Source organism: Curtobacterium sp. PhB172 (genome assembly GCF_003752545.1).
Lineage (GTDB): Bacteria > Actinomycetota > Actinomycetes > Actinomycetales > Microbacteriaceae > Curtobacterium.
Window position 1 is genome coordinate 253,895 of sequence record NZ_RKIF01000007.1, and the last position, 25,279, is coordinate 279,173.

General features: G+C 68.5%; 21 protein-coding genes. 7 read left to right on the forward strand and 14 right to left on the reverse strand.

The window, feature by feature from the left end; translation table 11 throughout:
- Positions 1-2 precede the first annotated feature (2 nt).
- Both EDF42_RS08365 and EDF42_RS08370 read left to right on the forward strand, forming a co-directional pair.
- Complete coding sequence (locus tag EDF42_RS08365) at positions 3-2,243, forward strand: glycosyltransferase (protein ID WP_185040835.1); 2,241 nt, start codon at positions 3-5, stop codon at positions 2,241-2,243.
- Complete coding sequence (locus EDF42_RS08370; RefSeq protein ID WP_123672002.1) at positions 2,240-3,565, forward strand: hypothetical protein; 1,326 nt, start codon at positions 2,240-2,242, stop codon at positions 3,563-3,565. The genes EDF42_RS08365 and EDF42_RS08370 overlap by 4 nt, the downstream gene beginning before the upstream one ends.
- Before the next feature lie 17 nt (positions 3,566-3,582).
- Here the strand turns inward: EDF42_RS08370 and EDF42_RS08375 are convergent, their stop codons facing one another.
- From EDF42_RS08375 to EDF42_RS08405, 7 genes are all read right to left on the reverse strand, one after another.
- A complete protein-coding gene (locus tag EDF42_RS08375; RefSeq protein WP_123672003.1) occupies positions 3,583-4,092 on the reverse strand; it encodes a DapH/DapD/GlmU-related protein in 510 nt (169 codons plus the stop codon).
- A 53-nt stretch (positions 4,093-4,145) separates the two neighbouring features.
- Positions 4,146-5,360 carry a hypothetical protein gene (locus EDF42_RS08380; protein WP_123672004.1) on the reverse strand — a complete coding sequence of 405 codons (1,215 nt, stop codon included), beginning with the start codon at positions 5,358-5,360 and terminating at the stop codon, positions 4,146-4,148.
- 20 nt (positions 5,361-5,380) lie between these two features.
- On the reverse strand, positions 5,381-6,553 hold the full coding sequence (locus EDF42_RS08385) for a glycosyltransferase family 4 protein (RefSeq protein ID WP_148067666.1): 1,173 nt from the start codon (positions 6,551-6,553) through the stop codon (positions 5,381-5,383).
- Positions 6,550-7,485, reverse strand: coding sequence for a glycosyltransferase family 4 protein (locus tag EDF42_RS08390; RefSeq protein WP_148067668.1), 936 nt, complete (start codon positions 7,483-7,485; stop codon positions 6,550-6,552). Before EDF42_RS08390 ends, EDF42_RS08385 begins: the two co-directional genes overlap by 4 nt.
- 290 nt (positions 7,486-7,775) lie before the next feature.
- Complete coding sequence (locus EDF42_RS08395) at positions 7,776-9,167, reverse strand: sugar transferase (RefSeq protein ID WP_260235270.1); 1,392 nt, start codon at positions 9,165-9,167, stop codon at positions 7,776-7,778.
- A gap of 80 nt (positions 9,168-9,247) precedes the next feature.
- Positions 9,248-10,201: a hypothetical protein gene (locus EDF42_RS08400; protein WP_123672008.1), complete on the reverse strand. Its 954-nt coding sequence runs from the start codon at positions 10,199-10,201 to the stop codon at positions 9,248-9,250.
- A gap of 13 nt (positions 10,202-10,214) precedes the next feature.
- Complete coding sequence (locus tag EDF42_RS08405) at positions 10,215-11,651, reverse strand: polysaccharide biosynthesis tyrosine autokinase (RefSeq protein ID WP_123672009.1); 1,437 nt, start codon at positions 11,649-11,651, stop codon at positions 10,215-10,217.
- 157 nt (positions 11,652-11,808) lie between these two features.
- Between EDF42_RS08405 and EDF42_RS08410 the strand changes: the two genes are divergently transcribed.
- Positions 11,809-12,531, forward strand: a complete 723-nt coding sequence (locus EDF42_RS08410) for a CPBP family intramembrane glutamic endopeptidase (protein WP_123672010.1) — start codon at positions 11,809-11,811, stop codon at positions 12,529-12,531.
- A gap of 57 nt (positions 12,532-12,588) precedes the next feature.
- Here EDF42_RS08410 and EDF42_RS08415 read toward each other — a convergent pair whose 3' ends face one another.
- The gene (locus EDF42_RS08415) at positions 12,589-13,407 is read right to left on the reverse strand and encodes a DUF5067 domain-containing protein (RefSeq protein ID WP_221181010.1); all 819 of its coding nucleotides are present in this window, start codon (positions 13,405-13,407) and stop codon (positions 12,589-12,591) included.
- 216 nt (positions 13,408-13,623) lie between these two features.
- On the opposite strand from EDF42_RS08415, the gene EDF42_RS08420 reads away from it, so the two are divergent.
- The gene (locus EDF42_RS08420; RefSeq protein ID WP_123672011.1) at positions 13,624-14,922 is read left to right on the forward strand and encodes a PP2C family protein-serine/threonine phosphatase; all 1,299 of its coding nucleotides are present in this window, start codon (positions 13,624-13,626) and stop codon (positions 14,920-14,922) included.
- 5 nt (positions 14,923-14,927) lie between these two features.
- Here EDF42_RS08420 and EDF42_RS08425 read toward each other — a convergent pair whose 3' ends face one another.
- Both EDF42_RS08425 and glgX read right to left on the reverse strand, forming a co-directional pair.
- Positions 14,928-15,371, reverse strand: coding sequence for a hypothetical protein (locus EDF42_RS08425; RefSeq protein WP_123672012.1), 444 nt, complete (start codon positions 15,369-15,371; stop codon positions 14,928-14,930).
- 73 nt (positions 15,372-15,444) lie between these two features.
- Positions 15,445-17,463 carry a glycogen debranching protein GlgX gene (glgX, locus tag EDF42_RS08430; RefSeq protein WP_123672013.1) on the reverse strand — a complete coding sequence of 673 codons (2,019 nt, stop codon included), beginning with the start codon at positions 17,461-17,463 and terminating at the stop codon, positions 15,445-15,447.
- A 650-nt stretch (positions 17,464-18,113) separates the two neighbouring features.
- Here glgX and EDF42_RS08435 point away from each other — a divergent pair.
- A complete protein-coding gene (locus tag EDF42_RS08435; RefSeq protein ID WP_123672014.1) occupies positions 18,114-19,283 on the forward strand; it encodes a hypothetical protein in 1,170 nt (389 codons plus the stop codon).
- A complete protein-coding gene (locus tag EDF42_RS08440; protein WP_123672015.1) occupies positions 19,280-21,004 on the forward strand; it encodes a glycosyltransferase in 1,725 nt (574 codons plus the stop codon). The genes EDF42_RS08435 and EDF42_RS08440 overlap by 4 nt, the downstream gene beginning before the upstream one ends.
- A gap of 12 nt (positions 21,005-21,016) precedes the next feature.
- On the opposite strand, the gene EDF42_RS08445 is transcribed toward EDF42_RS08440, so the two are convergent.
- Positions 21,017-21,724 (reverse strand): hypothetical protein, encoded by a 708-nt coding sequence (locus EDF42_RS08445; protein WP_123672016.1) that lies wholly within the window; start codon positions 21,722-21,724, stop codon positions 21,017-21,019.
- 242 nt (positions 21,725-21,966) lie between these two features.
- Here EDF42_RS08445 and EDF42_RS08450 point away from each other — a divergent pair, with 242 nt between their 5' ends.
- Entirely contained in the window at positions 21,967-23,064 is a 1,098-nt protein-coding gene (locus EDF42_RS08450) for a BLUF domain-containing protein (protein ID WP_123672017.1), read from the forward strand.
- On the opposite strand, the gene EDF42_RS08455 is transcribed toward EDF42_RS08450, so the two are convergent.
- From EDF42_RS08455 to EDF42_RS08465, 3 genes are all read right to left on the reverse strand, one after another.
- On the reverse strand, positions 23,019-23,480 hold the full coding sequence (locus tag EDF42_RS08455) for a GNAT family N-acetyltransferase (protein WP_123672018.1): 462 nt from the start codon (positions 23,478-23,480) through the stop codon (positions 23,019-23,021). The two genes, EDF42_RS08450 and EDF42_RS08455, sit on opposite strands and share 46 nt — an antisense overlap.
- A gap of 275 nt (positions 23,481-23,755) precedes the next feature.
- Positions 23,756-24,379, reverse strand: coding sequence for a TetR/AcrR family transcriptional regulator (locus tag EDF42_RS08460; protein ID WP_123340091.1), 624 nt, complete (start codon positions 24,377-24,379; stop codon positions 23,756-23,758).
- A gap of 80 nt (positions 24,380-24,459) precedes the next feature.
- Entirely contained in the window at positions 24,460-25,248 is a 789-nt protein-coding gene (locus tag EDF42_RS08465) for a helix-turn-helix domain-containing protein (protein ID WP_123672019.1), read from the reverse strand.
- Between the last annotated feature and the right edge of the window lie 31 nt (positions 25,249-25,279).

Below are 25,279 nucleotides of genomic sequence, written 5' to 3' on the forward strand. Positions count from 1 at the left end.
TCGTGCAGTTCGTCAGCTACGTCTCCGTCGACGGCGCGTTCGGCGGCCCGGTGGCTGTGGCCACGGCCCAGGCGGAAGAGCTGGCTCGACAGGGTCACGAAGTGACGCTGTTGGCGGGCTGGGACGGGAAGGCCAGTCTCAGCATCCCCGGAGTCAAGGTCATTCTCGCGCCGGTTCAGCGCATCCCGGGTGCAGGCTTCTCGGGGTTGCGGTCTCGACGTGTGCGCTCCTGGATCCGAACGAATGCTCGGCAGATCGACGTCATGCACATCCATGCCGGACGCCACCTCGTCGACCTAGAACTAGCTCGCGCAGCCCGCAGACTCGGCGTCCCGTACTTCTTGCAAACGCACGGCATGATCTCGTCGCGCCGGCGATCGGCGGTACGTGTCCTCGACAAGCTGGTCACTTCTCCTGCAATCCGCGGCGCCCGCAGCGTCTTCACCTTGACCGACGCTGAAGAGTCCGAGCTAGCAGCATTCTTCCCGGGCGCGGGATTGACCCCGGTTCGCAATGGAGTGGCTCCCGCATCATTGGACACTCTCGACGTCGGCGAGTTCCGTGAGAACGAGGTGTTGTTCATCGCGAGGTTGCATCCCCGAAAGCGCGTGATGGCGTTCGCGGAGATGGCATCACTTGTCAGCGTCGATCATCCCGAATTGTCCTTCGTCGTCATCGGACCGGACGAAGGCGACCTCGGCCGACTCAGCGAGTACATCCGAAGCCACCCCGAAACGCGCCTCACGTACGAAGGCTCCCTTCCCCCAGGACGCGCGGCACAGCGCCTTGTCGGCGCGGCAGCGTTCGTCCTCCCGAGCCGAGGCGAGGTCTTCCCGATGACCGTGCTCGAAGCGATGTCCGTCGGAACGCCGGTCGTGCTCACCCAAGACTGCGGCATTTCAGCAGACCTTCGCCTGCGCGGCGCTGCCCTGGTGAGCGACGGATCGCCGACATCCCTTCGCGATCAGCTCGAATCGGTCCTCACCTCTCAGGGTCTTCGCGCCCGCTTGACCGATGCCATGGGCCTGGCGCTGCAGGACCGTTACTCGATCGCGAATGTCGTGAGCGAGCTACTCCAGCACTACTCGCGAGACCGACGAGCCGGGCGTCGTCCGGCCGTGGTCTGGTTGACCAATGCCGCTCCTCCGTATCGTCTGCCCGTCTGGGATGCGCTCGCGGAACGCATCGATCTCGAAGTGTGGCTCCTCGAGAGCGACCGCAGGCTCCAGCGCGATGACAACAATCGAGGCGACGACTGGCTTGTCGGCGGAGCCACGAGTTCCTACCGCGTCCGTTTCTTGAAGAGCGTCGTGCTCCGACGCGGGGAAGCGCGCCACTACACAACGCCCTCGCTGCCGGTTCGCGCTCTGCGCGGAAAGGACGCGATCCTGATCGGTGGTTGGGACTCGCCCGCTTACTGGTCAGCATCACTCGCCGCCAGGCTCGCAGGAGTACGTAGGGTCGGTTTCTACGAGTCGCACCGGCTCTCCCAGCAACACACCGGCGGTACCATCGCCGCAGCCCGACGGGCTTTCTTCCGCTCACTCGACGGGGTGGTCGTGCCTGGAGTGGCTGCGCGGGACGCACTCGTCGGGGAAGGCATCGACGCCGCAAAGATCGAAGTGGGCTTCAACGCAGTCGACGTCCAGGGGATCAATGATGCGACAGTTCTTGCACGACAGAGAGCCAGGGAACCCAGCTCGAACGCCGGCTACCGCCTCCTCGCCGTCGGTCAGCTGATCCCCCGGAAGAACGTTTCGGCGACCATCGATGCGATCGCGCTTCCGGGTCTTGAGCGGGCGACGATCACCATCATCGGAGTCGGCGATGACGAAGCGAGCCTGCGTGCCCGAGCGGTAGCCCGCGGAGTCGATGATCGCGTGACGTTCCGGGGGTACGTTGCGGCGTCTCAACTTCCGGAGGTTTTCGCCGTCCACGACGTCCTGGTGCACGCCGCCGCTGAAGAGGTGTGGGGACTCGTGGTGAACGAAGCATTGGCAGCAGGGCTCGGCGTGGCGGTCTCCCGGAACGCCGGAGTCGCGCAATCCGTCGCGGGGATGCGCGGTGTCCACCTGACTGGTACGACCAGTGCCGAGATCGGCGCGACCCTGGTCGCGATGCTCCCGTTCGATCACGAGCCGAGCCCCCCGATCCTGGAACACACTCCCACCGCCTTCTCCTGGACGTTCCAACGCGCGCTCCTTCCGGCCGGAGAAGCCTCGGGGCGGGAGGACCGAGCGTGATCATCGCGAGCGCTGCCGTACTGCTAGCGGGTTTCGTCCTGCTCAGGCGTCACACCGCCGCTCTCCCGGGCCTGATCCTCGCCACGTTCTTCCTCGTGTTCGGCCTCACTGGCGCCTCGATGTGGAACTGGTCACGGGACGTGAACGGCGCCGGGCTGCCGGCGGAGATCGTTGCAGGCGAAGGGATCAGCTCGGCCGGCGCGACCATCTTCGCCACAGCAGCACTCGGAGCAGCACTCGGGTCGTTCGTCGTGGCGGGGCTCCGTGAACGCGTATCGTTCGCCCGTCTTCGCGACAGTTTGGCCGGTGGCTCGATCGCAGCCCTGGCACAGGTTGTGTCCGGCATCTCGTTGATGCTCTGGATGGTCGGGCAAGGTCCGAGTTTCCTACGGCGAGATGTCTACCTTCAAACCGATGGGTCGGCGTTCCTCCTGACCGCTGCCAGCCTCCTCGGTCCATTGATCGGGATCGCTGCCTTCGTGATCTCTGCTTTCGGGAAGTCTCGACCGACCCGGCTCGCTGGACTGATCCTGGCGATCACGTGGTGGGCGCTCACGGTTTCGGTGGGGACTCGACTCGCAGTGGGGTTCACCTTGGCGGCACTGGTCGTTGCCGGCATTCGCGTCGCGCTGCGTCCGACGCTTGCCCGCGTGTCGTTCTCGCTGGTCGGCGTTGCCGTCCTCGCGTACGTCAACCTCGCCACATTCGCAGTCACGCTGATCGCGCGCGGGAGCCCCCACGGACTCCTCCGCATCGGTTCCCTCTTCCGGAACGCGGCCGTCCCCGCACCGTTCGGACTCGAGTCGTGGGTCATGCCGTTGAAGTGGTTCGTCTCATCCGTGTCATCGGCGTTCCCCCTCACAGAGCAGTCGGCGTTGAACGCGCCCCCGCGTTGGGTGCTGATCGCCAACGTCAATCCGCTACCGTCAAGCCTGCTGAACATCGATGCGTTCAGTCACGAACGGCTCTGGCCCTACTTCTGGGTGCCGCTTGGCTTCATCGGCGAGGTCTTCGGCGCTTTTGGGCCAGTCGGTCTTGCGGCCTTGTTCGCTCTGGTCACCGCGTCCGCGGGTCTTGGTGCGGCTCTCCTGCAACGACGGAACCTCGATGTCGGCGTACTTCTCGTCCTGACGATCACCGTCGCTGCCGGCTTCTTGTCGATTCAGTACCCCAGCCGCTCAGCCGGTCGTGTCATCAGTTTCGTGATGTTCGGCCCGATCCTTGCGCTCATCCTTCTCTGGATCTCGCGATTCTTCCGCTTGCCGAACTCTGAACGGTCACGGCACGGCGGAATACGACGAACACAGCGATCTCTGCACTGAGGCTAGTCGTCCTCGATCTATTCCAGGTGTCGTATGACCCGGGCAGGCACCCCCGCCACGACGACGTTCGCGGGAACATTCGCGGTGACCAGTGCTCCTGCACCGACAATCGCGCCATCTCCGACGTGGACTCCTGGCAGGACCGTCGCGCGTGCACCGAGCCACGCTCCGCTGCCGATCCGAATCGGTTTGAGGACAGTAGCTCCAGCTCGTTTCCCGGAAGGTCCGATGGCGTGACTCACGGTCAGCAGCTGAACGGCCATCCCGATACTGACGCCGTCCTCGATCGTCACCGCCGCTTCCGCCTCGATGAAGCAGTCTGCGTTGATGAAGACGTCGTCGCCAATGTTGAGACCCGGCCCGAGGACTCGGAGGCCGTCGCGAATGAGCGCGCGACCGGCAACGACCCCGCTTCTGCGGAGGACTCGGACACGTAATCGAGGACTCACCCAGATCGATCTGACGCTGTTGCGGAGCACGGAGTGCAAACGTCGCACCACTCGCTTCTTCACCTGTTCGAGATCCATGTCAGCCTCTCAGACCGAAGCAGGCTCGACGGGTCGCTTGCGTCTGCCCGTGTTCAGTCGGCATGGTCAGTGGCCTTTGGAGCTTGTTTGAGATGGAGGAAACCCTGTACTGCAGCAGGCAGGGCTTGCGACGCAGATATCCCCATCCCCGCTGCTGCAGCGGTTCCGAACGCTGCCCCAGCCGCGATGAGCGGCAGACTCACGATCAACTCGACAAGTCGCAAACGGCTGAGAACCCGGACCTGCTGACGGTGCTTCATGACAAGTGTTGCAACGGAAGCGAACAGGCTCGCAAGGACACCGATGGCCAGTCCGAGCGAGGCCTGGCGGGCGATCTCGACGTGCTCACCGACGAGTAGTGCGAGCACCGGCTCGGGGGCGACTTGCAAGCCGATGAGGTACACGAGTGCGCCCGCTTCGAGCAAGAGCAGCGAGTTCCGAAGGATCTTCGGCCAACGAACTGCTCCCGGCGGCTGGTCACGAAGGGCTGCCGCGCTGAGGAACGGCAGAGCGCTGCTGACCAGCCCGATCGGAGCAACAAGTGTCTCAGCGAGGCGCACTCCGGCAAGGACATCAGCTCCTCCGATGATTCCGAGCAGCGCGACCCCGGCCATGCTCGTGACGAAGAAGACCACCCACTCGAGCATCCCGAGCCTGATCAGCTGCCAGGTCTGCCGAAGCCAATCCAGGGCAGGCTCGAACCGCTCGTCCAAGCCGCTTGATCGACGAAGGAAGATCCCGATCGCCGCAGTGGCGAGGACCGACGCAAGGGAGATGCTGACGAGCGTCGCATTCAGGCTCGGGCCAGCCGCAGCGATGCCGACTCCCACTCCGAACATCGCGAGGATGAACACGGCGCCGTCTGCGAGCGGGAGCGCGTAGGGCTCCTTCCGCGATCGCGCGAACACGCTTCTCGCGAGCTCGTACGCTCCGAGAGTCCACACGGTGGCCGCGAGCAGACAGGCGGTGAGCCACGAGAGGCCGGAAGCGGACACCGCTATCACCGCGACCACCAGGGGTGTACCTGCTGCCGTCCCCACCCCGATGAGGCCGGTGAGCGAAGGAGCGGTGCGGTGCAAGAGCAAGGCGGGAACGACGACCATGCGGATCGCCCCAACCCAGAGCGACTCGATCGTCCACCCCACGAAGAAGAGCGCGAGCGCCTTCGTTCCAAGCGTGTGGGCGGCCGTGATGGACACCAAGTAGCTGCTCAAGGCAAGGAAACCCTGAGCCGCCACCCTGGGCAGGACCGCACCGAGGAACTTCATAGAGCGAACACCGAGTTTCCTCAACGGCCCGAGCGTTGGAGTCGAAGGCGCTTCACGATCGCCGCGATCGGGTTGTGCCGCACGGCGACCCGCACCAGGTTGGCTCGGCCGATGGGTGAGGGCGTCGCGAACGCCGCCAGACAAGTCCGGTAGACGGCGTCAGCGCCGGCGGGACCGCTTCCCACGATTCTGGTGAGTCGAGCAACCAGCGTGGGAGCTGCGAACGGGGCGAGCCCGTCCGGCGCGGATCGGTCCCCCGCGTGGACCGTCTCGACCACCTTCAACCACGATCTTGTGCTCGTCGTGTAGTGGAACGAGGGAAGGCCTCGGAACTCGAACGGCGTGTTGTCACGGGTCCGAACTGCACGGTACGCCACGGGGAGACCAGTACCCATCGCCTCCAAGATGACGTTTCCGAAGGACTCTCCTCGGTCGGCCCAGTGCGCAAAGACATCCGCCGCCCAGTACTCGAGCAGCAGTGAATCGTCGTCGACAGGCTCGTGCGTGACGAAAGTCCGCTCGTTCGCCAGTGCCTGATGACTCGTTGGAGCGCCGATCAGCCGTACCTGGGCCGTACCGCCGGCGTCCATCGTCGCCGAGAGCCTGCGGTAACCCGCGAGCGACCACTTCTCTTCGCTGGGCGATCCGACACGGAGGATCACCCGCTCGCTCGGCAACAGCCCCAGTGCTTCACGGGCTGTCCTGCGCTCATCGCTGGAGGGAGGCCGGAAACGGCTGAAGTCCTGAGGATTGGGAACGATCCGGAGGTTACCGAGGTCTGCTCCTGATTGGAGTCGGTACTGAGCCGCCACCCAGTCACCGAGTAAACCGACGACCGCCCTGCGGCCGAAATCGACCGGCAGTGGCTGTCCGAAGATGTTGTGGGTGAGCACCACCACGTCCTTTGGCAACTTTGCGTTGACCGCACGGAGCCAATCCAGGGTCGCAGCGCTCGGAGCGGCGTGGTGGAGGTGCACGAGATGGGGCTCGAACTCCTGGAGCACGGAGAGCGACTGTGTCGTGACGACGCCTGCCCGCCGGGCTGCCCCGGCACGGTCGGGATGAAGCTCATCGGGCGAGTACACCAGGACTTCAGCGCCCGCTGCTCGCCAGAGGTCGGCGAAGAGCAACGCGCTCCGGGATGTGCCACCCCTGCTGCTGTCCGAGAAACCCAACACCACTCTCATGGTCAACGTTCCTCATTCTTGGGTGTGCCGTCGGTGAGCAGCCGCAGGACTGCGTCGCCGTACGAATCCCACGTCTGCAAGGCCTGCAGGCCCGCCGCGTTCGCCTTCCGCGCGTCCCATGACAGCGGGCGCACTCGGTTCAGTGCCGCGCGGAGGCCGATCGCATCCGCCGCCTGAACAGCCTCGCCCGGCGCGCCGACGTCGAAGAGATCCGCCGCGCCGACCTGCTCCGTGACGACGACGGGCAGCCCAGCGGCGATCCCCTCGATTACCACCAAGCCGTAGGAATCCTCGATGCTCGGCAGGACCAGAGCGTCGCTCCGTGCGAGCACACCCGACAGTGCACCGTGCGGAAGGGTGGCCCGGTGCCGCACGTTCGCCGGCAGGTCCTGAAGGAGTTCGGGGGCAACCACGGGTCCGATGAGCTCTACTTCGAAAGACTGCCCACGTGCCGCGTCCAGCAGGAAGGGAATTCCCTTTCGATAACTGATCTGCCCGATGTAGACCAACTTGACGGATCCGCCATGTGGCACCTCTTTCGCCGGCCGGAACCGTGAGGCGTCCACCCCGTACGGGACCGTGACGATCGACTCCTGTTCGACGCCACGCTCGACCATCTGACGGGCCGCGATCCGCGACGGAGTGAGGACGAGATCGGCCAACTCGAGTTCCGCCCCGATCCGAGCAACCTGACCCTCTGGGACTCGTTCTGCATCGGCGCTGCGCCCGTACACGTCCCCGAGCAACGTGTTCAGGGCCTCAGGATGCCCGTCCACCGCGTGCAGGACCTTGCGAGCGTCCTGGGCGGCCGAGAACGACGCGAGTGCCGCACCAGGCATCCCGATGAGGGTTCCAACGGGCGGTTTCAGTCGCTTGGCAACTGCACGGTCGAAAGATGCCTTCACTGTGTCCATTGGGCGCGGGAAGACACGGTCCATGCCCGGGAGCCGAGCACTCAGCCGAATGACCTCGAGACTCGGCGCGACTCCAGTCCTCGTGCTCCGCGCCCCTCCGGCGAGCCGCAGCCGCTCCTGGAGCGGCTTTCGGAGTCGACCCGGCAGCAAGGCAGCCGCTGCTGCGGAGAAGGCGCGCGACGGCTCGTAGACGTCGAGGGAAACACCTCGTGTCTCCAGGTGCTCCGCAAGGCGGGTGATTGCGCCCTCCGGGTACGGCGCAGCGATCACCACGTCCGCGCCTTTCCGGCTACCTCCGGCAAGGGGTGTGGCGGTCAATAGGCACCATCCGATCGGACGACCGCACGGATGGTGCGCCAGAGGATCACCAAGTCGACGGTGATCGACCAGTTCTCGACGTAGTACAGATCGAGGCGCACAGAGTCGTCCCACGACAGATCCGAACGACCGCTGACCTGCCACAGGCCGGTGATGCCGGGCTTGACGAGGAACCGCCTATGAACCCGGACGTCGTAGCCACTCACTTCACGTTGCAACGGCGGCCTCGGACCGACGAGCGACATCTCGCCGGACAGGACGTTGAAGAGCTGCGGGAGTTCATCAAAGCTGAAACGCCGCATCACCGACCCGACTCTCGTCACTCTCGGATCGTCCTTCATCTTGAACAACACCGGATTCCCCTGCGCTCGATCGAGCGCGCTGAGTTCCTGGAGCCGGGCTTCAGCATCGACCACCATCGAACGGAACTTCACCATCCGGAACGCCTCACCCTTCAGACCCACGCGCTCTTGGCGGAACAGCGCGGGTCCGGGAGAACTGAGCTTCACTGCCAGAGTGAGGACGAGGAAGAGCGGCGAGAGCAGGATGATGAGGAATCCCGCTGCGACGACGTCGAATGCGCGCTTCGCATAGAGCTTCCGGCCCTCGTACGTCGGCGTCTCGACGTGGATCAGGGGCAGCCCCTGCACCGGCCGCGTGTGGATGCGCGGGCCACCGATGTCAGTCAGGCTCGGCGCAACGACGAGGTGCTGCTTGCCGGGTTCCAGGGACCAGCTGAGTTCGCGAACGCGTTCCGGGGGCAGGTCGTCGGCGCTCGTGATGACGACGGTGTCAGCGCCGCTCTGCTCGAGGGCCACAAGGATGTCATCGAAGGCTCCGTAGATGCGGATGTCCGTGCCGGGAAGGGTTCCGGCCTCGCCCTTCGCTACCGATGCGCCGAGAACCCGGTAGCCGGCCTCGGGAGTGCGTGCGAGTTCTCCGGCGATGTGCCGGACGCTCGCGAGTGAGCCCACTAGCAGGACCTTCGCGGAGTACCTGCCGGACCGACGTTGCGCGACCAACCACTGTCGCCACATCCATCGCGAGAGCAGCAGGAACAGGATCCCGACGGGGAACGCAATGAGGACGTACCCGCGGGCGAGCTCGATGTGGAACAGGAACGCCGCGATGGCGAGGATCCCGAACACGCGGACGCTCGAGTCGGCCACGAGCCGGTACTCGGTGCTGCCGACCCCGAGCACACGAGCACCACGCGTGTCGAACACGGCCAGGGCACCGAGCCACAGCAGGATCACGATGATCGAGATGCCCGTGTAGTTCAGTCGGAGGTCGTTCGTGTTCGTCGCCAGGTTCGAGTCGAATCCGAGCCAGGCGATCTGCACCCCGAACACCACCCAGATCAGGACGAGCAGGTCGGTGAAGAGCACACGGCGCCCGTAAGCCCGGCTCCAGTCAGAAGTCGACGACTGCGCGGCGCGGGACGGCGCAGAGGTGCCCTGCGCGCCACTCACCACGTGACACCGTCGTCCGTCGACACCAGCGCATCGCTCCCGGACCACAGCCACACGGCGTTCCCAGCCCGCGCGACGGCGAGCGCCCCGTCCGGGTCAGCCTCCGACGCGCACCCGACGACTGTGGACTTGGTCGCCGTCATCACCCCGACGGCGGGCAAGGATCGGATCTCGACGCCGGCGCAGGCGTCCGCGTCGACGCTCGCGACGAGGTACGAGTCACCGTCGTCCGCCAGGGACCGGACACCCGCGAGCGGCACACCGACCCACTCGCCGTCGCCTGAACGCCACTGCACCGCGTCGGCGCAGACGACGGCAGTGGTGAACTCGCCCTCGTACGCCTCGATGGGGTCGGTACACGGGGAGTCGACGGCGCCCGTCGACAGGATCAGCCCGTCGGGTCCGACACCGGCCCCGGCTGCGCCAGCGGCTCCGTCATTCCAGGACTGCCCGTCGTCGACGGACGTCCGGACCGTCGGTTCGCAGTCGTCGCCCGTGCCGATGACCACCGAGATGCTGTCCGTGCCGGCGCGGAGCGCCAGCACGGCGCCTGCTCCGGCCCCGAGACCGACCGGAGTCCACGTCGTTCCGCCGTCCACGGTGTGTTCCAGCACCCCGTCGGTTCCGTCACAGACCCCACTGGAGGCGCGCCATGCCTCCTGACCGTCCACTGCGGACAGCAGACGACGGCCGGGCGCGACCATCCCTGCGGGATCCGCCGTGGCGGTGCCGGACGGCTCGGCCGTGCGGGTGCCCGGCGACCGGGGTGAACTCGAGAAGGTCGGCACCGGACCCGGGGACCCGTTCGACGAAGGCGCCGTGCGCGCCAGCGCGAGTGCCACGAGCACCACGTCGACGACCACCAGGACGACGACGATGACGGCGACCCAGACGAGCGTGCGGCGCGAGAAGACGCTGCCGAGGGTGCGGAACCCTCGGCGCGGACTCACGTGCGGACCGCCGTCATCGAGCGGCTCCGCGAGTAGCTGCGACGCGGCCGCGCTTCGGGGGCTTCGGCATGGGGGTGTCCTCGTCCTGCAGGCCGTAGCCGTACGCGTAGCCGTAGCGGCCGTAGCCGTAGGCACCCGGTCCCTTGGTCGGCATCATCGTCATGACGAAGCCGGCGATCGGGGCACCGACGTTCTCGAGCGCACTGACCGCGCCGGCGAGCTGCCCCTTGTGGGTGCGGCCAGAGGCGACGGCGACGATCGCGCCGGAGGCCTTCTTCGACAGGATCGCGGCGTCCGTGACGGGCAGCAGGGGCGGGGCGTCGAACAGGACGTAGTCGAACTGCTGCTCCAGGCCGGCGATCAGGTCCTGCATCGCGCGGGAACCGAGCAGCTCGGACGGGTTCGGCGGGATCGGCCCGGCGGGGAGCACGACGAGGTTGCCGCGGCCCCACGGCACGGCGACGTCCTCGATCGTGGCGCGTCCGATGAGCACGTCGGTGAGCCCGGCGCCGCCCTCGAGGTCCATGTAGGTCGCGATCTTCGGGCGGCGCAGGTCGGCGTCGATCAGGATCACGCGGAACCCGGCGCTGTCGAGTGCGATGGCGAGGTTCGCGACGGTGGTGCTCTTGCCCTCGGACTCGACCGACGACGTCATCACGAAGGTGCGCGAACCGGTGCCGAGGTCGAGGAACTGCAGGTTCGTGCGGAGCGTGCGGAAGGACTCGGCCCGCGGGCTGCGCGGGTCGACCTGCACGATGAGCGGGCGCTCCGACGCCTTGCTGTCGAAGGCGATCCCGCCGACGACCGGCTTCTCGCTGATCTTCTCGACGTCCGACTCGGTGCGGACGCGGTTGTCGAGCGTCGAGCGCAGGACCGCGACGCCCACGCCGAGGGCCAGGCCGACGAGCAGACCGAGCACGACGTTGACCGGCACGTTGGGGCTGACCGGCGCGTTCGGCACCTGGGCTTCCTTGACGCGGGTCAGCTTGACCGTGCTCGTACCGTCGGCGTCGGTGGCCTCGATGTTCTGCACGACGTTGGTCAGGCTCTCGGAGGTCGCGTTCGCGATGTCGGCGGCCTGCTTGGCGCTCGTGTCGTTCACCGTGATCGAGATGAGCGTCGTGTTGAGCGGCGCGTCCGAGGTGACGAGCTCGGCGAGCTGGTCGGAGGTCATGTCGAGCTTCAGGCTCGAGATCACCGGCAGGAGCACGATCGGCGTCTCGACGAGGTTCGAGTAGGTCAGAACGCGCTGCTGCGTGAAGGTGTTGCCCTGCGCCAGGTCACTCGCACTACCGCTGGTCTGCGTCGAGACGAAGACCTGCGCCGAGGCGGAGTAGACCGGCTGCTTGAGCAGCGAGAAGCCCGCCGCCGCGGCGACGCCGACCAATGCCAGCACCAGGATGAAGACCCACCCCTTGCGCAAGACCGCGATGTAGTCGCGTAGCTCCACGCGGCACCCTTCCCCGGAAGTCGCCGCGTCCTGCAAGTCCCGTCACAGGTCGGCCAGGATTGTCCCAGCGTTCGGCAGGGAAATACTGCCACATCGATGAGACGCGCTCGGGGTCGTACGACGTCGAGTCTCGTTCTGCGTCCCGTACGGTGGCGACATGCAGCCCGAACCGGACGCGCCGACCGCCGACCGCCCCTCCTCGGCGGTGCGGGACCTGCAGGTCATCGTGATCGCACTCCTGGTCGCCGTGCTGCTGTCCCGCATCGTCGGCGGCGTCGCCCGGACTGGGGGTCTGCCCGCGCCGATCACGCAGGTGCTCGCCGCCGACCTGGCGGTGTGGGTGCCGCTCGTGCTCGGTGTCGGATGGGTGCTCCGGAAGTCAGCTCCGGCCGTCCTCGTGCGTCGGCTCGGGCTCGGGTGGGCCGACGTCGTCGCGGCCATCGGCATCGTCGTCGTGTGCCGCGGGCTCGACGCCGTGCTGTCCGTCGCGTTCTTCGGCGCGACCGGGCTGACGCCGCAGCCAACCCTCGGCACGCCGGACGTCCTGCTGCTCGTGGTCTCGGCGATCGGGGTGTGCCTGGTCAGTCCGGTGCTCGAGGAGATCGTGTTCCGGGGTGTCATGCAGCGTCGGCTGTCGGCCGAGCTGACGCCGCGCACACGGTTCCTCGCGGTGCTGGTGACCGCGTTCGCGTTCGCGCTGATGCACCTGGCGATCAGCACGACCACGTCGTCGGTCGCGGGCTTCGAGGTCTTCGTGACGACGTTCGTGCTCGGTCTGCTGACGGGGACGCTCGTCGCCATGACCGGACGCATCGGCGGGGCGATCCTGGCGCACGTCCTGTTCAACACCGTGGCGGTCGTGCTCACCTGGCCCCGCTGATGAGTGCAGACGAAACGGGCCGGTCTCCGAAGAGGCCAGCCCGTTGTGGTGAAGGGATTACTGCAGTTCGTAGGTGACGGACCCGAGGTCGTCGGTGAAGAGGCTCTCGCTGGCGGTGAGCTTCACGGGCGTCGTCTCGTCGTCGAGCTCGTAGGCGACCGCGTTCTCGACGGTGCCGCCGTTCTTGATGTCCTCCGTCTGCGAGTCGAGGTACTGGTCGCCCGGGGTGGAACCGATGTCGAGCTTGTTGACCGCGTTCGGGTCGTTGTCCTGGAATGCCTCGAACGAGCCGATCCAGGCAAGGGTGGGGTTGATCGCCTTGTCGGTCAGGTTCGTCGTCGTGTAGACGATCGCGATGACCGGCTTGGTGCCGTACTCGTTGCCGGGCTGGCCGACCGGGATGACGCGGTGGCTCGTGATCTTGATCTTCATCTCGGACGTGGTCAGGACGCCGTCCTTGAACGAGGCCGTCGCGCTCGACGTGTCCTCAGCGGCGCTGTCAGCCGGAGCCGCTGACGCGGACGTCCCAGCGGGCGGAACCGTCGCCTTGCTGACCGCTTCTGCGGCGCCAGCGAAGATCGCGGTGTAGACGACCGCGAGGATGATCGACAGGACCAGTCCCAGGCCGGAGAGGATCAGCCCGGCGACCGCAGCCTTGCGCGGGCGGAACTTGATGACGAGCCCGATGATCCCGAGGACGGCTCCGACGACGCCCGTGGCGATCGTGACGTAGTTGAAGAACGGGATGGCGAAGCCCGCCATCGTCAGGATGCCGAGGATCAGCGAGGCGATCCCGAATCCGTTGCCAGCGGCGCGCTGCGGGGGTTGCGGTGCGACCGGCTGGTGGGGTGCCGCCGAGTAGGTGGTGTCGGACACGGAGTCTCCTGGCTTGATACGTGATGAGTGTTGCTCGGGTAGCAACGCGATCAGGAGAGTATCGACTGAGCGGGCTCTCACGGTTCTCAGAGCGAGAACATTGCGGAGGTCCGCATTGCCGCACACCACCGCACGTCGAAGAACCACCCGGACACTGCGACCGTTCGCCGCAGGCAACGCACGACGAGCCGCCCCGACCGGTAACGTCCTCCTCGAATGTCTCGCCCAACCAGCATCCTCGAGAGCCCCCTCGCGCGGCAGGCTCCGCTGAGTGCGCTGTTGGCGCTCGGAGCCGTCCTGAGCATCACGGTGCCGTCGCTCCAGGTGACGGACGTCGACCTGTTCGTCACGAGCCTCGCGGTCACCGGTCTCGCGACGGTCGTGGCTGCGGCGGCACTGGCGCTCCCGCACGCCGTCGGGCTCGTGCCGGCATTGCTGGTGCTCGACTTCGTGGCGATCGCGCTGTTCCGGACGAGCACGGGCGCGAGCGCGTCGGTCTTCACCTCGCTCGCCGTCCTGCCGGTCGTCTGGTGCGGGTCCCTCCGTGGGCGACTGACCGTCGTGTACGCGGCGCTGGGCGTGACGCTCGTGATCATGGCGCCCTACTTCCTGACGCCGACGAACGTGCCCGGCGCGAGCGAGCTGGTCCGGCTCGGCGTGACCGTGATCGTGTTCGGGACGGTCGCGGCGGTCGTGCAGGAGCTCTCGCGGCGAGCGCGGCGCAACGTGCGCGCTGCCCGGCTGGGCGAGGAACGCGTCCGCGCAGAGATCGATCGGGCCGCCGCCGTCCAGCGTTCGTTGCTGCCGACGTCGACCGACCACCTGGGCGCTGACGTGGCGGTGGCGGGCGCCTGTCTTCCGGCGAAGTCGGTCGGTGGTGACTTCTTCGACTGGTACGAGACGAACACCGGGATCGCCGTCAGCCTCGGCGACGTGATGGGCAAGGGCGTGGGGGCGGGGCTCATCGCAGCGGCCGTGCGGGCCACGGTCCGCAGTGCCCGCACCGTCGACGACCCGTCCGAGGCGCTGCTGCGCGCGGCCGACGGGCTCGCCGCCGAGGGCAGCGCGACCGACGTGACCTTCACCACGCTGTTCCACGCGCGCATCTCGACCGACGGGACCTTCCGGTGGGCGGATGCGGGCCACGGCCTGAGTCTGGTGCTCCGATCAGACGGCGCCGTCGATCGGCTCCGGTCGAGCGACCTCCCGCTCGGGATGGGGCTCCGCGACGAGTGGGCGACGACCGAGGGGTTCCTCGACACCGGCGACCTGCTCATCTCGTTCAGTGACGGCGTGCTCGACCTGTTCGGCGGGCGCGAGGACACCGTCGACGCCGTGGCCGATCTCGCACGGGCCTGCGGCTCCGAACCCACGGCGCTGGTGGCGGCACTGTCCGCGCGGGCGGACGAGGTCGCGCACGACGACGACGTGACGGTGATCGCGATCCGACGAGCACCGGTTCCGGCGGACACCTCCGCGCTGCCCGCCCACCCGGCGCGCCAGGATCGAGCGTGACGAGGTCAGTCGCCGGTTGGTGACTCCTGCTCGCGCCGGAACCGCTCGACCTCGGCATCGACCTGCCGCCGCGAGAACCGCTTCGCCACGACGATCCCCCACGTCACACCGACCGCGGTGAGCACGACCCCGAGAACGATCCCCTCGATGCGAAGGTCACCGTCGCCCCGGTTCGGCACGATGGCACCGACCAGCAAGCTCACCCCGATGACCGTGATCGTCGACAGCACGAAGGTAGCGACGGGGCTGCCCAGGCGCGGACGACCAGTCGGCAGTGACCAGGCCGAGGTCGCGAGCACGAACCAGCCGACGAGGACCCCGGCGCTCACCGGGAACCACCGCCCCAGCACGAGCAGCAGCCCGAGCGACAGGACCAACCCGCCGACGCACCAGAGCCACCACCGGTTCCGCTCCCGCCGCTGCTGTCCGGCCACGTCGTCAGTCCCCATGAGTCGAACGTAGACCAGCTCCGGTCGCCGACCGTCGACCCCACCGGGTCGGTGTCCGGCGACCGGAACCGTGTCAGTACAGCGCGGAGAAGGACGCGTCGCGGACGAGCACGGTCGCCGCGGCACCCGCGACCCGCTGCTCCGGGTCACTGGACAGCCCGAGCTGCCACGTGCCACCACCCGGCTTCTCGGGCAGCGTGAACTCGACGGTCGTGTCCGAGGCGTTCAGCAGGACGGCGACGGTGTCGTCGCCCTGTTCGAGGACGAGCATCACCGCCCGGTTGCCGTCGTCTGCCCAGTCCGCGTCCTCGAAGCCGGCGTTGTCGGCACGGAGCACCGAGACGGTCGAGTCGGAGTCGCCGGGTGCCGTGCGGTACCACTCCGGACGCAGGGAACGGTGCTGCGCCCGGAACGCGATGGCCGCGGTCGTGAACGCGAGCAAGTCCCGGTCGGCCGCTTCCCAGTCGAACCACGAGATCTCGTCGTCCTGGCAGTAGGCGTTGTTGTTGCCGCCCTGGGACCGGGCGATCTCGTCGCCGCCGAGGATCATCGGCACGCCGGCCGACAGCAGCAGGGTGCCGAGGAAGTTCCGGCGCTGGCGGTCGCGGTACTCGTTGACCCCGGCGTCGTCCGTGGGCCCCTCGACGCCGCCGTTGAACGAGGCGTTGTCGCTCTCGCCGTCGTTGTTGTCCTCGCCGTTCGCCTCGTTGTGCTTCTCGGCGTACGAGGTGAGGTCCGCCAGGGTGAAGCCGTCGTGCGCCGTGACGAAGTCGACCGAGCACAGCGGCGAGCGGCGGGACCCCTCGTAGACGTCCGGGCTGCCGAGGACACGCTGGACGGCGTCACCGAGCGCCCCCTCGTCGCCGCGCCAGAAGGCACGGAGGTCGTCGCGGTACTTGCCGTTCCACTCGGACCAGTCGGCCGGGAACCCGCCGACCTGGTACCCCGCGGTGTCCCACGGCTCGGCGATCATCTTGACCCGACGGAGCACCGGGTCCTGGTGGACGATGTCGAGGAACGCTGAGTGCTTCTCGGCCTCGCCGTCCTGTCGCGTCAGCGTCGTCGCCAGGTCGAAGCGGAAGCCGTCGACGTGCATCTCCTCGACCCAGTAGCGCAGCGAGTCCATGATGAGCCCGAGCGCCGCCGGATGGCCGACGTTGAGCGAGTTGCCGGTGCCGGTGGTGTCGAAGTAGTTGGCCTCGTCACCCTCGACGAGGCGGTAGTACGACTCGTTGTCGATGCCCTTGAACGACAACGTCGGGCCCATGTGGTTGCCCTCGGCGGTGTGGTTGTAGACGACGTCCATGATGACCTCGAGCCCCGCGGCGTGCAGGGCCTTGACCATCTCCTTGAACTCGGCGACCTGCTCGCCGGCGGTGCCGCTGGACGAGTACTCGTCGTGCGGTGCGAAGAACCCGATGGAGTTGTAACCCCAGTAGTTGCGGAGCCCCTTGTCGGCAAGGGTCGAGTCCTGGACGAACTGGTGCGTGGGGAGCAGCTCGACGGCCGTGACGCCGAGATCGACCAGGTGCTGGATCGCCGCCGGGTGCGCCATGCCGGCGTAGGTGCCGCGGATCGCCTCGGGGACGTCCGGGTGCTGCTTCGTGAAGCCCTTGACGTGGACCTCGTAGAAGACGGTGTCGGCCAAGCTGGTCGAGGGACGGACGTCGTCGCCCCAGTCGAACGAGCGGTCGGCGACGACCGACTTCGGCATCGCGGCGGCGGAGTCGGTGTCGTCGCGGGTCTCGGGGTCGTTCATGTCGTGGCCGAACAGGCCCTGGCCCCACTCGTACGAGCCGTCGACCGCCGTGGCGTACGGGTCGAGCAGGAGCTTGGCACCGTTGTGGCGCAGGCCCTTGGCCGGGTCCCACGCGCCGTGCACGCGGAAGCCGTAGCGGGTGCCGACGGCGACGCCGGGGACGATGTCGTGGAAGGTGTAGCCGGTGCGGTGCTGCAGCTCGGTGCGGTGTTCGTTCCCGTCGTCGTCGAACGTGCAGAACTCGACGCGCTCCGCGGTGCTGGAGAAGAGTGCGACGTTGGCGCCGCCGTCGACGAGCGTGACGCCGAGCGGGGTGCGAGCAGAAGTGGTCATCGTGTCGTTGTATCGGGCGGCCGCTGTGGTCCCGGCTCGCGCACGTACCCCGGCAGGCATGGATGCGCAGACCGGACAGCTGCGACCGCCTCGACGGACACCGGACGGCGGCCGAGGGCGTCTGCTCCTCGTTCGGGTCGAGGAGCAGGCGCCCTCGCGCTACGACGACGTCGGGTTCGGCGCGGCGGTCCGCGACGATGCCAGCCCGGAACAGGGATCGGGCCCCCGCAGCTGGGTGGCGCGGGGTAGCTCACGAGACGGTACGGACGTGCCGCTCTCCGGGCGCACAGGTACGCGGAAATCGACGAGAGCTGCCGCGCTGCCATCCGGAGAACGCGCGTTCCCCGTTTGGGGGATACCAACGAGGGGCGTCGCCTGATTGGGTCATCGAGTCAGCAACTCCGTTGCGGACGAGATCCGCGCGGAGCTTTGGCACCAAGCGAAGGTGACCCCTCTCGGGGGGGGGTGCACGGTGGGTGCCGGCGTGTCGATTCGGGTTCGACGCGGCGGCACCCCCATTCATGAGACGCGCAGAGGTCATCAGTTTGGGGGACTCGCCTGTACCCCGTTCTGGGTGTACCGATTCGTCTGTCCTCCGACTGTGATGGGTGTCTGGGCTCCACTGTCCGCATCCACCCGAAGGAGCGCGCATGACCGTCACCGTCCCGCGTCTGAGCGCCGTCCTGTCGTCGGCCGAGCCGCCGCACCGATCGGCGCTCCGGCCGCTCCCCCGCGCGTGGACGCGGTGGCTCCTCCGGCTCGCGTTCGCCGTGCCCTACGTCGTGGTCGCCGTGCTCTCCATACAGATCCCGACCACACCGCTCCTGGAGCTCACCGGCAACCAGGCGACCCTCGACCGGGCGACGGCGGCACTCGACGGCGGCGTCGTGCAGGCCGTCGGTCAGCTCTACCCGCTGGTCTCCGGCGTCCTGCTCCGGGTCCTGCCGTTCGGCGTGCACGGCGCAGCGGTCCTCGGCGGCCTCGCAGCTGGCGCGCTGCTGCAACTCCTGGCGCAGGCCATGCTCCGGCGCGGCCTCCGGATGCGGAAGGTGGTCGTCTTCACGATCGCGCTCGGCGCGAACCCGCTCTACGCCTTCGTCGCCCTCAACGACCTGCAGGCCTTCCTCGGCATCGCGCTGTTCGCGCTCGCAATCGCCGACATGGTGCGGTTCTTCTCGTACGGCGACACCCAGGCGGGGTTCCGTGCCGGCCTGTCGTTGATGGTGTCGACGCTCGTCGACCCTATGGGCCTCGTCTACGTCGTCATCGCAGCCCTGACCGCCCCGCTGCTGGAGCTCGCCCGGCACGGACAGCCGGGCATCCGCCGAGCGAACACGCTCGTCCTCGTGTTCCCGAGCATCGCCGTCATCGGATCGATGTCCGTGCTCGACCTGCTCGTCCTCCGCGACCCGTTCGCGGCACTGCGGAACACCGTGCACACCGACAGCACCCGGCTGAGCGGCCTCGAGCACCTGGTGGGTTCGTTCGACGGGCTGTTGCTCCTCGCGATGGTCGTCGCGGGGTGCCTCCTGGCCCTGCTCGTGCACCGACCCGGTGCGATCGTCATCGTGGTCGCGCTGTTCGCCGGGATCCTCGCCGGCTACGCGATCGGGCTCATCCCGGTCGCCACCGCCGGCAACACGTTCGTCACCATGCTCGCCGTCGCGATCGCGATCCTCCCGCGGGTCAGCAGCCGGGTCACGAGCGCTCTCGTCATGGTGCTCGCCGCCCTCCAGATCCCGCTCGCGTGGACCGCGGCGTTCGAACGCGAGGTCGTCGCCGAGTGGATGCACGCCCTGGTCTCGGCGGTGGGCGCATGACCACCGTTGTGTCCGGTGCGTCCGCCGTCACCAGCGAGACCGACACCCCGTCGATCGACGAGGCGACCGCCCGGCACCGCGGCGGCGAGTCGGACTGGCGCCCGCCGCACCGGTGCTCGGTCCGCCGGCACGTCGACGAGGGCTGGGTCGCCTCCGCACGGATCCGCGAGGGTGTCCTCGTCCTGACCAGCGGCCGGTCGGACCCGGACGTGCTCCGGGCCGCCTTGACCGAGGAGTTCGGCGAGCCGGTCGTGCTCCGGGCGGTCGATGAGGCCGAGGTCCGCCAGCGCATCATGTGGGAGCTCGACGACGAGGTCGCCGACCTCGCCGCACACGACCTCGCCCGCACGATCCCGGCCATGTCCGCCCGCACGGTTCTGTCCCGCGGTCAACAGGTCGGCGGCGGCATCGCCCTGCTCGCGTTCGCCGGCTGCCTGGTGATCGCTCCCGGCACGACGGCCGCCATCGTCACCGCGGTGCTCTCGCTCGGGTTCCTGGCCGGCATCGTCTTCAAGTTCTGGGTCTCCATGGTCGGCGCCCGCTTCGACCTCGTCGAGCAGGTCTCAGCGGCCGACGTCACCGCGCTCGACGACACCACGCTGCCGACGTACACGGTCCTGGTCCCGGTGTTCCGCGAGGCGAACATCGTCGGCGACCTCGTCCGCAACCTCGAGGTCCTCGACTGGCCGAAGGACCGCCTCGAGGTCTTGGTCCTCGTCGAGGCCGAGGACCACGAGACACGCCAGGCCGTCCTCGACGCTGAACCACCGGCCTGGATGCGGATCGTCATCGTCCCTCCCGGTGCGCCGCAGACCAAGCCGCGCGCCTGCAACGTCGGCCTCGCGATCGCCCGCGGCGAGTACGTGGTCATCTACGACGCCGAGGACCGCCCCGACCCCGACCAGCTCAAGAAGGTGTTCACCACGTTCGAGCGGGCCGGCACCGACACGGTGTGCGTCCAGGCCGCCCTGAGCTACTTCAACGCCGATGAGAACGCCCTGACGCGCATGTTCACGCTGGAGTACTCGTACTGGTTCGACTACATGCTCGCCGGCCTCGACGCCCGGAACCTGCCGATCCCGCTGGGCGGGACCTCGAACCACTTCCGCACCGAGCTCCTGCGTGAGCTCGGTGGTTGGGACCCCTACAACGTCACCGAAGACGCCGACCTGGGGATCCGTGCGTCCGCGGTCGGGTACCGCGTCTCCGTCGTCAACTCGACCACGATGGAGGAGGCGAACACCTCGATCCCGAACTTCGTCCGGCAGCGGTCGCGGTGGATCAAGGGGTACATGCAGACCGCCCTCGTCCACGCTCGGCGCCCCCGTGCGCTCGTGCGGGAGATCGGGGTGCGCCGGGCTGCCGCGTTCGCGCTGCTCATCGCCGGGACGCCGTTGACGTTCCTCGGCATGCTGCCCGGCATCGCGGTGACGATCGCCACGCTCGTGCTGCCCACGGCGTGGACGGCCCCGGTGTTCCCCGCCCCGGTGCTCTGGCTGTGTGTGCTCGACTTCCTGCTCGGCAACGCCACGATGATCTACCTGACCATGATGGGACCGTACAAACGCGCTCGGTTCGACCTGATGCTCTGGGCGTTGCTGAACCCCGTCTACTGGGTGCTGCACTCGATCGCCGCCTACAAGGGCCTGTGGCAGCTGATCACCCGCCCCCACTACTGGGAGAAGACGGAGCACGGACTCACGAAGACGTCGTCGGGATGAGCGCTGCGACCCTCAGGAGTCGGCGTCGAGGCGCCCGCCCCACACCTTGTACGTGTCGCGGTACCGGTGCTCGTCCGACTCGGGCCGCCACACCGACCGCGTCAGCTCGTCCGGGAACCCGACTGCGCGCACCCGCGGACAGGCTTCGGCGACGAGTCGAGTCCGCGCGTTGAGGCGACGTCCGTGCACCCCGGCTGCGAGCCGAGCCGACCGCGACAGACTCCCGGCGTTGTCGAGGGGTGGGATCTCACCGATGACGACCTCGGCACCCACGGGCGCCACCTCGCGCAGGGCAACGATGGTGTCACGCAGGCGGTGTTCCCACACCCTCACCGGCAGGACCCGGAGCGCATCCGTGATGCCGACCAACACGACGACGACGTCGCACCGCCCCAGGTCCTCGCGGTGGGCGGCGATGACGGATGGGAGTTCCCGGACACTCGCCGACGGTGCGGGGAGCATCTTCCAGGAGACGCCGCGCGCGGTCCGTGCTGCCCGGTGCCGAGCGAAGAACGCGGGGAGCGAGAGCTCGTGGGTGCGGACGCCGAGCGACAGTTCGCCCCGCTCACCCACGAACACCACGCGATCCGGGTCCGGGCCGGGCACCGTGCCCTCCATCGCGTCGTCCGGGTAGAAGTCCCCGGTCGCGTCGAGGCGACGGAACACGAACTCGACGACGCGCGCACTGCGCGACGGGAACCTGAACGCAGCGCGGCGCAACGACTTCGTCCGTGACTCTGCCCCACCTCTTCCGAGCACCTTCACCGACCGGGACCCGGTCGGTGTCCGGTTCCTCCAGCGTAGGCAGCGGCCCACCGCCAGGACACCGCGCCATCCACCTTCCGCGCCAGCCACGGGCCGCAGACGACAGGCGGAGCGCGACGCGATCGGCACGCCTTGCCATCGGGGCAGGTGTGCGCCACTGTGTGGAACACAAGCTCGCTTCGAGGAACAGGGGCCACATGCTGTCGTTGGTGTACGTGAGCACGATGAGCCGACCGGTCACGGACGAGGAACTCGCCGAGATCCTGGTGGTCGGTCGCGAGAAGAACCTGCAGCTGGGCATCACGGGGATCCTCGCCCACCAGGGGAGCAACTGCATCGGCATCATCGAGGGCGACGACGAGGTCGTGCGGGAACGGTTCGAGGGCATCCGTCAGGACCCCCGTCACACCAACGTGCGCCAGGTCGCCGCGGACACCGTCGCGACGCGGTCCTTCCCGGAGTGGTCGATGGCGTTCCAACCGGCGGACCCGTTGATCAAAGAGATCCCGGGGTTCCTCGACCTCTTCGCCGACGGGCACGCACCCGACCCCGCCACCGGGACCTCGCGCGCGACGGCCCTGCTGGAGTGGTTCCGGAAGCACCCCCTGGCGCCGCTGACGAACCAGCACGGCGACGACGGCATCGAGCTGCGCACCCGGATCGTCAACGCGACGATCACAGCGCTGCACGACACCGGGGTCGAGCAGGTCGACGTCGACACCGTCGCCGCCCAGGCCGAGATGACCGTCGACGAGCTGCGCACCCACTTCCCCACCCGCGAGAGCCTGCTGACGGCGACGGTCGACCGGTGGTCGAGCTCCGTGTCACGGCCCCTGCGGCCGATCGCGGACACGCACGGCGCGGTCGCCTACCTGCACGCGCTGGTCGTGGCGTACTCGGAGGAACCGGCGCTGATGCGACTGCTCGCCTCGACGCTCGCCTCGAGCACCGACCCCGGGCACGAGGGCGCGGAGTACTACCGCACCCTGTACCTCCGGTTCCGTCGGACCGTCCGGGAAGCACTCGAGCGGGACATCCGGGTCGGTCGCGAACCGGCCACCATGGATCCCGCGCGTGCCACCGAGCAGCTCCTCGCACTCTACGACGGTCTCCGGATCCAGTCGCTCCTCATCGAGGGGTTCGACATCATCGCGTCCTTCGACCGTGCGGCGTCACGGCTGCGGCGGGGGTGGGCCGAGGACTACCGGCACACGGACCTCTTCGAGATCCCGGTCGAGGGCACGGGCGATCACAACGCCCGCGAGAAGCAGACCGACTCAGGGTCGTCGCGGTAGGGCCCGAACGGCTGGATCCGCACGAACCCGTTCCGGCTGAACAGCGCGGCGGCGTGCGGCTGCAGCACACCGAACTCGGCGACGACCGCCGGTGCCTGCAGCTCCTCGGCCTGCGCGAGCAGTTCGAGCACGAGCAGGTCGCCGACACCCTGACCGCGGGAGTCCGGTCGGACGAACAGCCGGCGGATCTCGAAGACCCCGTCCCCCGCGGCACTGAGCGACCCGGTTCCGAGTGCCAGGCCCGAGGGGTCGCGGGCGATGACGTGCACGGCGGCGGTCGCCCCGGTGAGCGGCCGTCCGGTGTCGGCCGACCGCCCGTAGATCCGGTCGACCTCGATCCGGGCCGCGGCGCGCAGCCGGACGGCGTCCTCGAGGTCGAAGGGCTCGGCCGCGACCGAGATCGTCAGGTGCTGCATGTGCTGTCCGTTCCTCGCCGGCACGGCGTCGTCGCGGTGCCACGTGGGTGATCGGTGTGCGTGCCGCCGCTCGAACCCGAATCGAGCGGCGGCACGGCGGGTGCGCTTCCGCTCGAACCCGAATCGAGCGGTCTCGCATGCAGACGGCTGGCGTCTGCCCGCGGACGCCCTAGCGTCCGTGGTCTGTGGTGGGTCTGGGTCATCCCACGAGGTCTGGGTCAGCCCACGAGGTCTGGATCAGCCCACGAGGTCTGGATCAGCCCACGAGGTCTGGGTCAGCTCACCAGGTCGAGGTCCCAGACGGGCGCGACGTAGGTCCGCGACCATCCTTCGCGCAGGCGGGTCACGGCACGGTCGAAGGACTCCAGCAGGTCCATCTCCGGCCGCACCATCGACTGCAGCTGCAGCCCCTCGTAGGTCGCGAGCAGCTGCTCGGAACCGCGTGCGGGCTCCATGGTCCGCGGCTCCCGGCCGAGCAGGATGTCCCGCTCGAGGGAGTGCTGCACGAACGCGTGGAAGCGCCGCCAGCGGGAGTGCAGCATCGGCGCCAGCGGGTGCTCCGGCGAGGCGGCGATGTTCAGGCTGGCGGTCAGGAACCGCATGAGCGACGGGTCGGCGATGTTGGCGGTCACGATCGCACGCAGGAACGGCACGGTGCCGTGCTGTTCTGCGAGTGGCATGAGCGGCGTGGTGCGCTGGTCGTTCCAGCGGTCGATCGTCGCCAGGAGCAGGCCGTCCCAGCTCGGGAACGTCTGGTCGACGACGTCGACCGACTCTCCGGCCTCGGCTGCGACGACGGCCGGGGTCACCTCGTGCAGCGGGCGGGCCCGGAGCGCGCGGATCATCCCCTCGACGACCGTCGAGCGGAGCGACGCCGGGTCCGGCGTTTCGATGTGCATGCATTCACCACACCAGGCACACGCGTCCCGCCAAAGCCCCCGAACGGGTCCTGTTCGCATATCGGACCACCGCGATCCGGTCACGGACCGCTGCTCACCACCGGCTGACGCCGCCGGTACACCCCGGGCGTCATGCCCACGAGTGGTGTGAACTGGTCGATGAACTGACTCGTCGTCGCCCATCCGCACGCCGCCGCGACGTCGGTCACCGAGGCCCCGCCGGCCAGCAGGACGAGCGCCCGGTGCACCCGCAGCTGTAACCGCCACTGCCGGTACCCCATCCCGGTCTCCACCCGGAACAGGCGGCTGAGCGTCCGCTCGCCCACGCCGACCTCGCGCGCCAGCTCGCCGAGTCCGCGCGGCCGTGTCAGGTCCCGTTCGACCGCGCGCACCACCTGCCGCAGCCGCGGATCCCGCGGCTGCGGCAGGTGCAGCGGCTGCTCCGGCGCGGACGCGAGCTCGTCCACGACGACCGCCCGCAGGTGCTCGATCGCCGTCTCGGAACGGCGAGCGTCCGTCGTCAACGCGAGCAGTGCCTCCCGGGCCAGCGCCGACACGGCGAGCACCGCCGGACCGGACGGGAGGCCCGTGGCTGCGTCCGCCGACAGGAACACGACCCGCATGTCGGTCGCCCCGTGGGCCCGGTGCCGGTGTTCGGCACCGGCCGGCACCCACGCGACGCGGTTGGGCGGCGCGATCCACGCGCCGTCGTCGGTGATGAGCGACAGCACGCCGGAGGCGGCGTGCACCAGGTGACCGAGCGGGTGCGTGTGCGTCGGGACGGTCTCGGCGTGTGCGAAGGCGAAGGCGGCCTCGGTGCGCAGGTCGACGGTCCGCGCGTCGACCGGCACCTGGCTGGATTCCGACATCGGGCGGCAGTCTACGTGTTCCGGGCCGGTG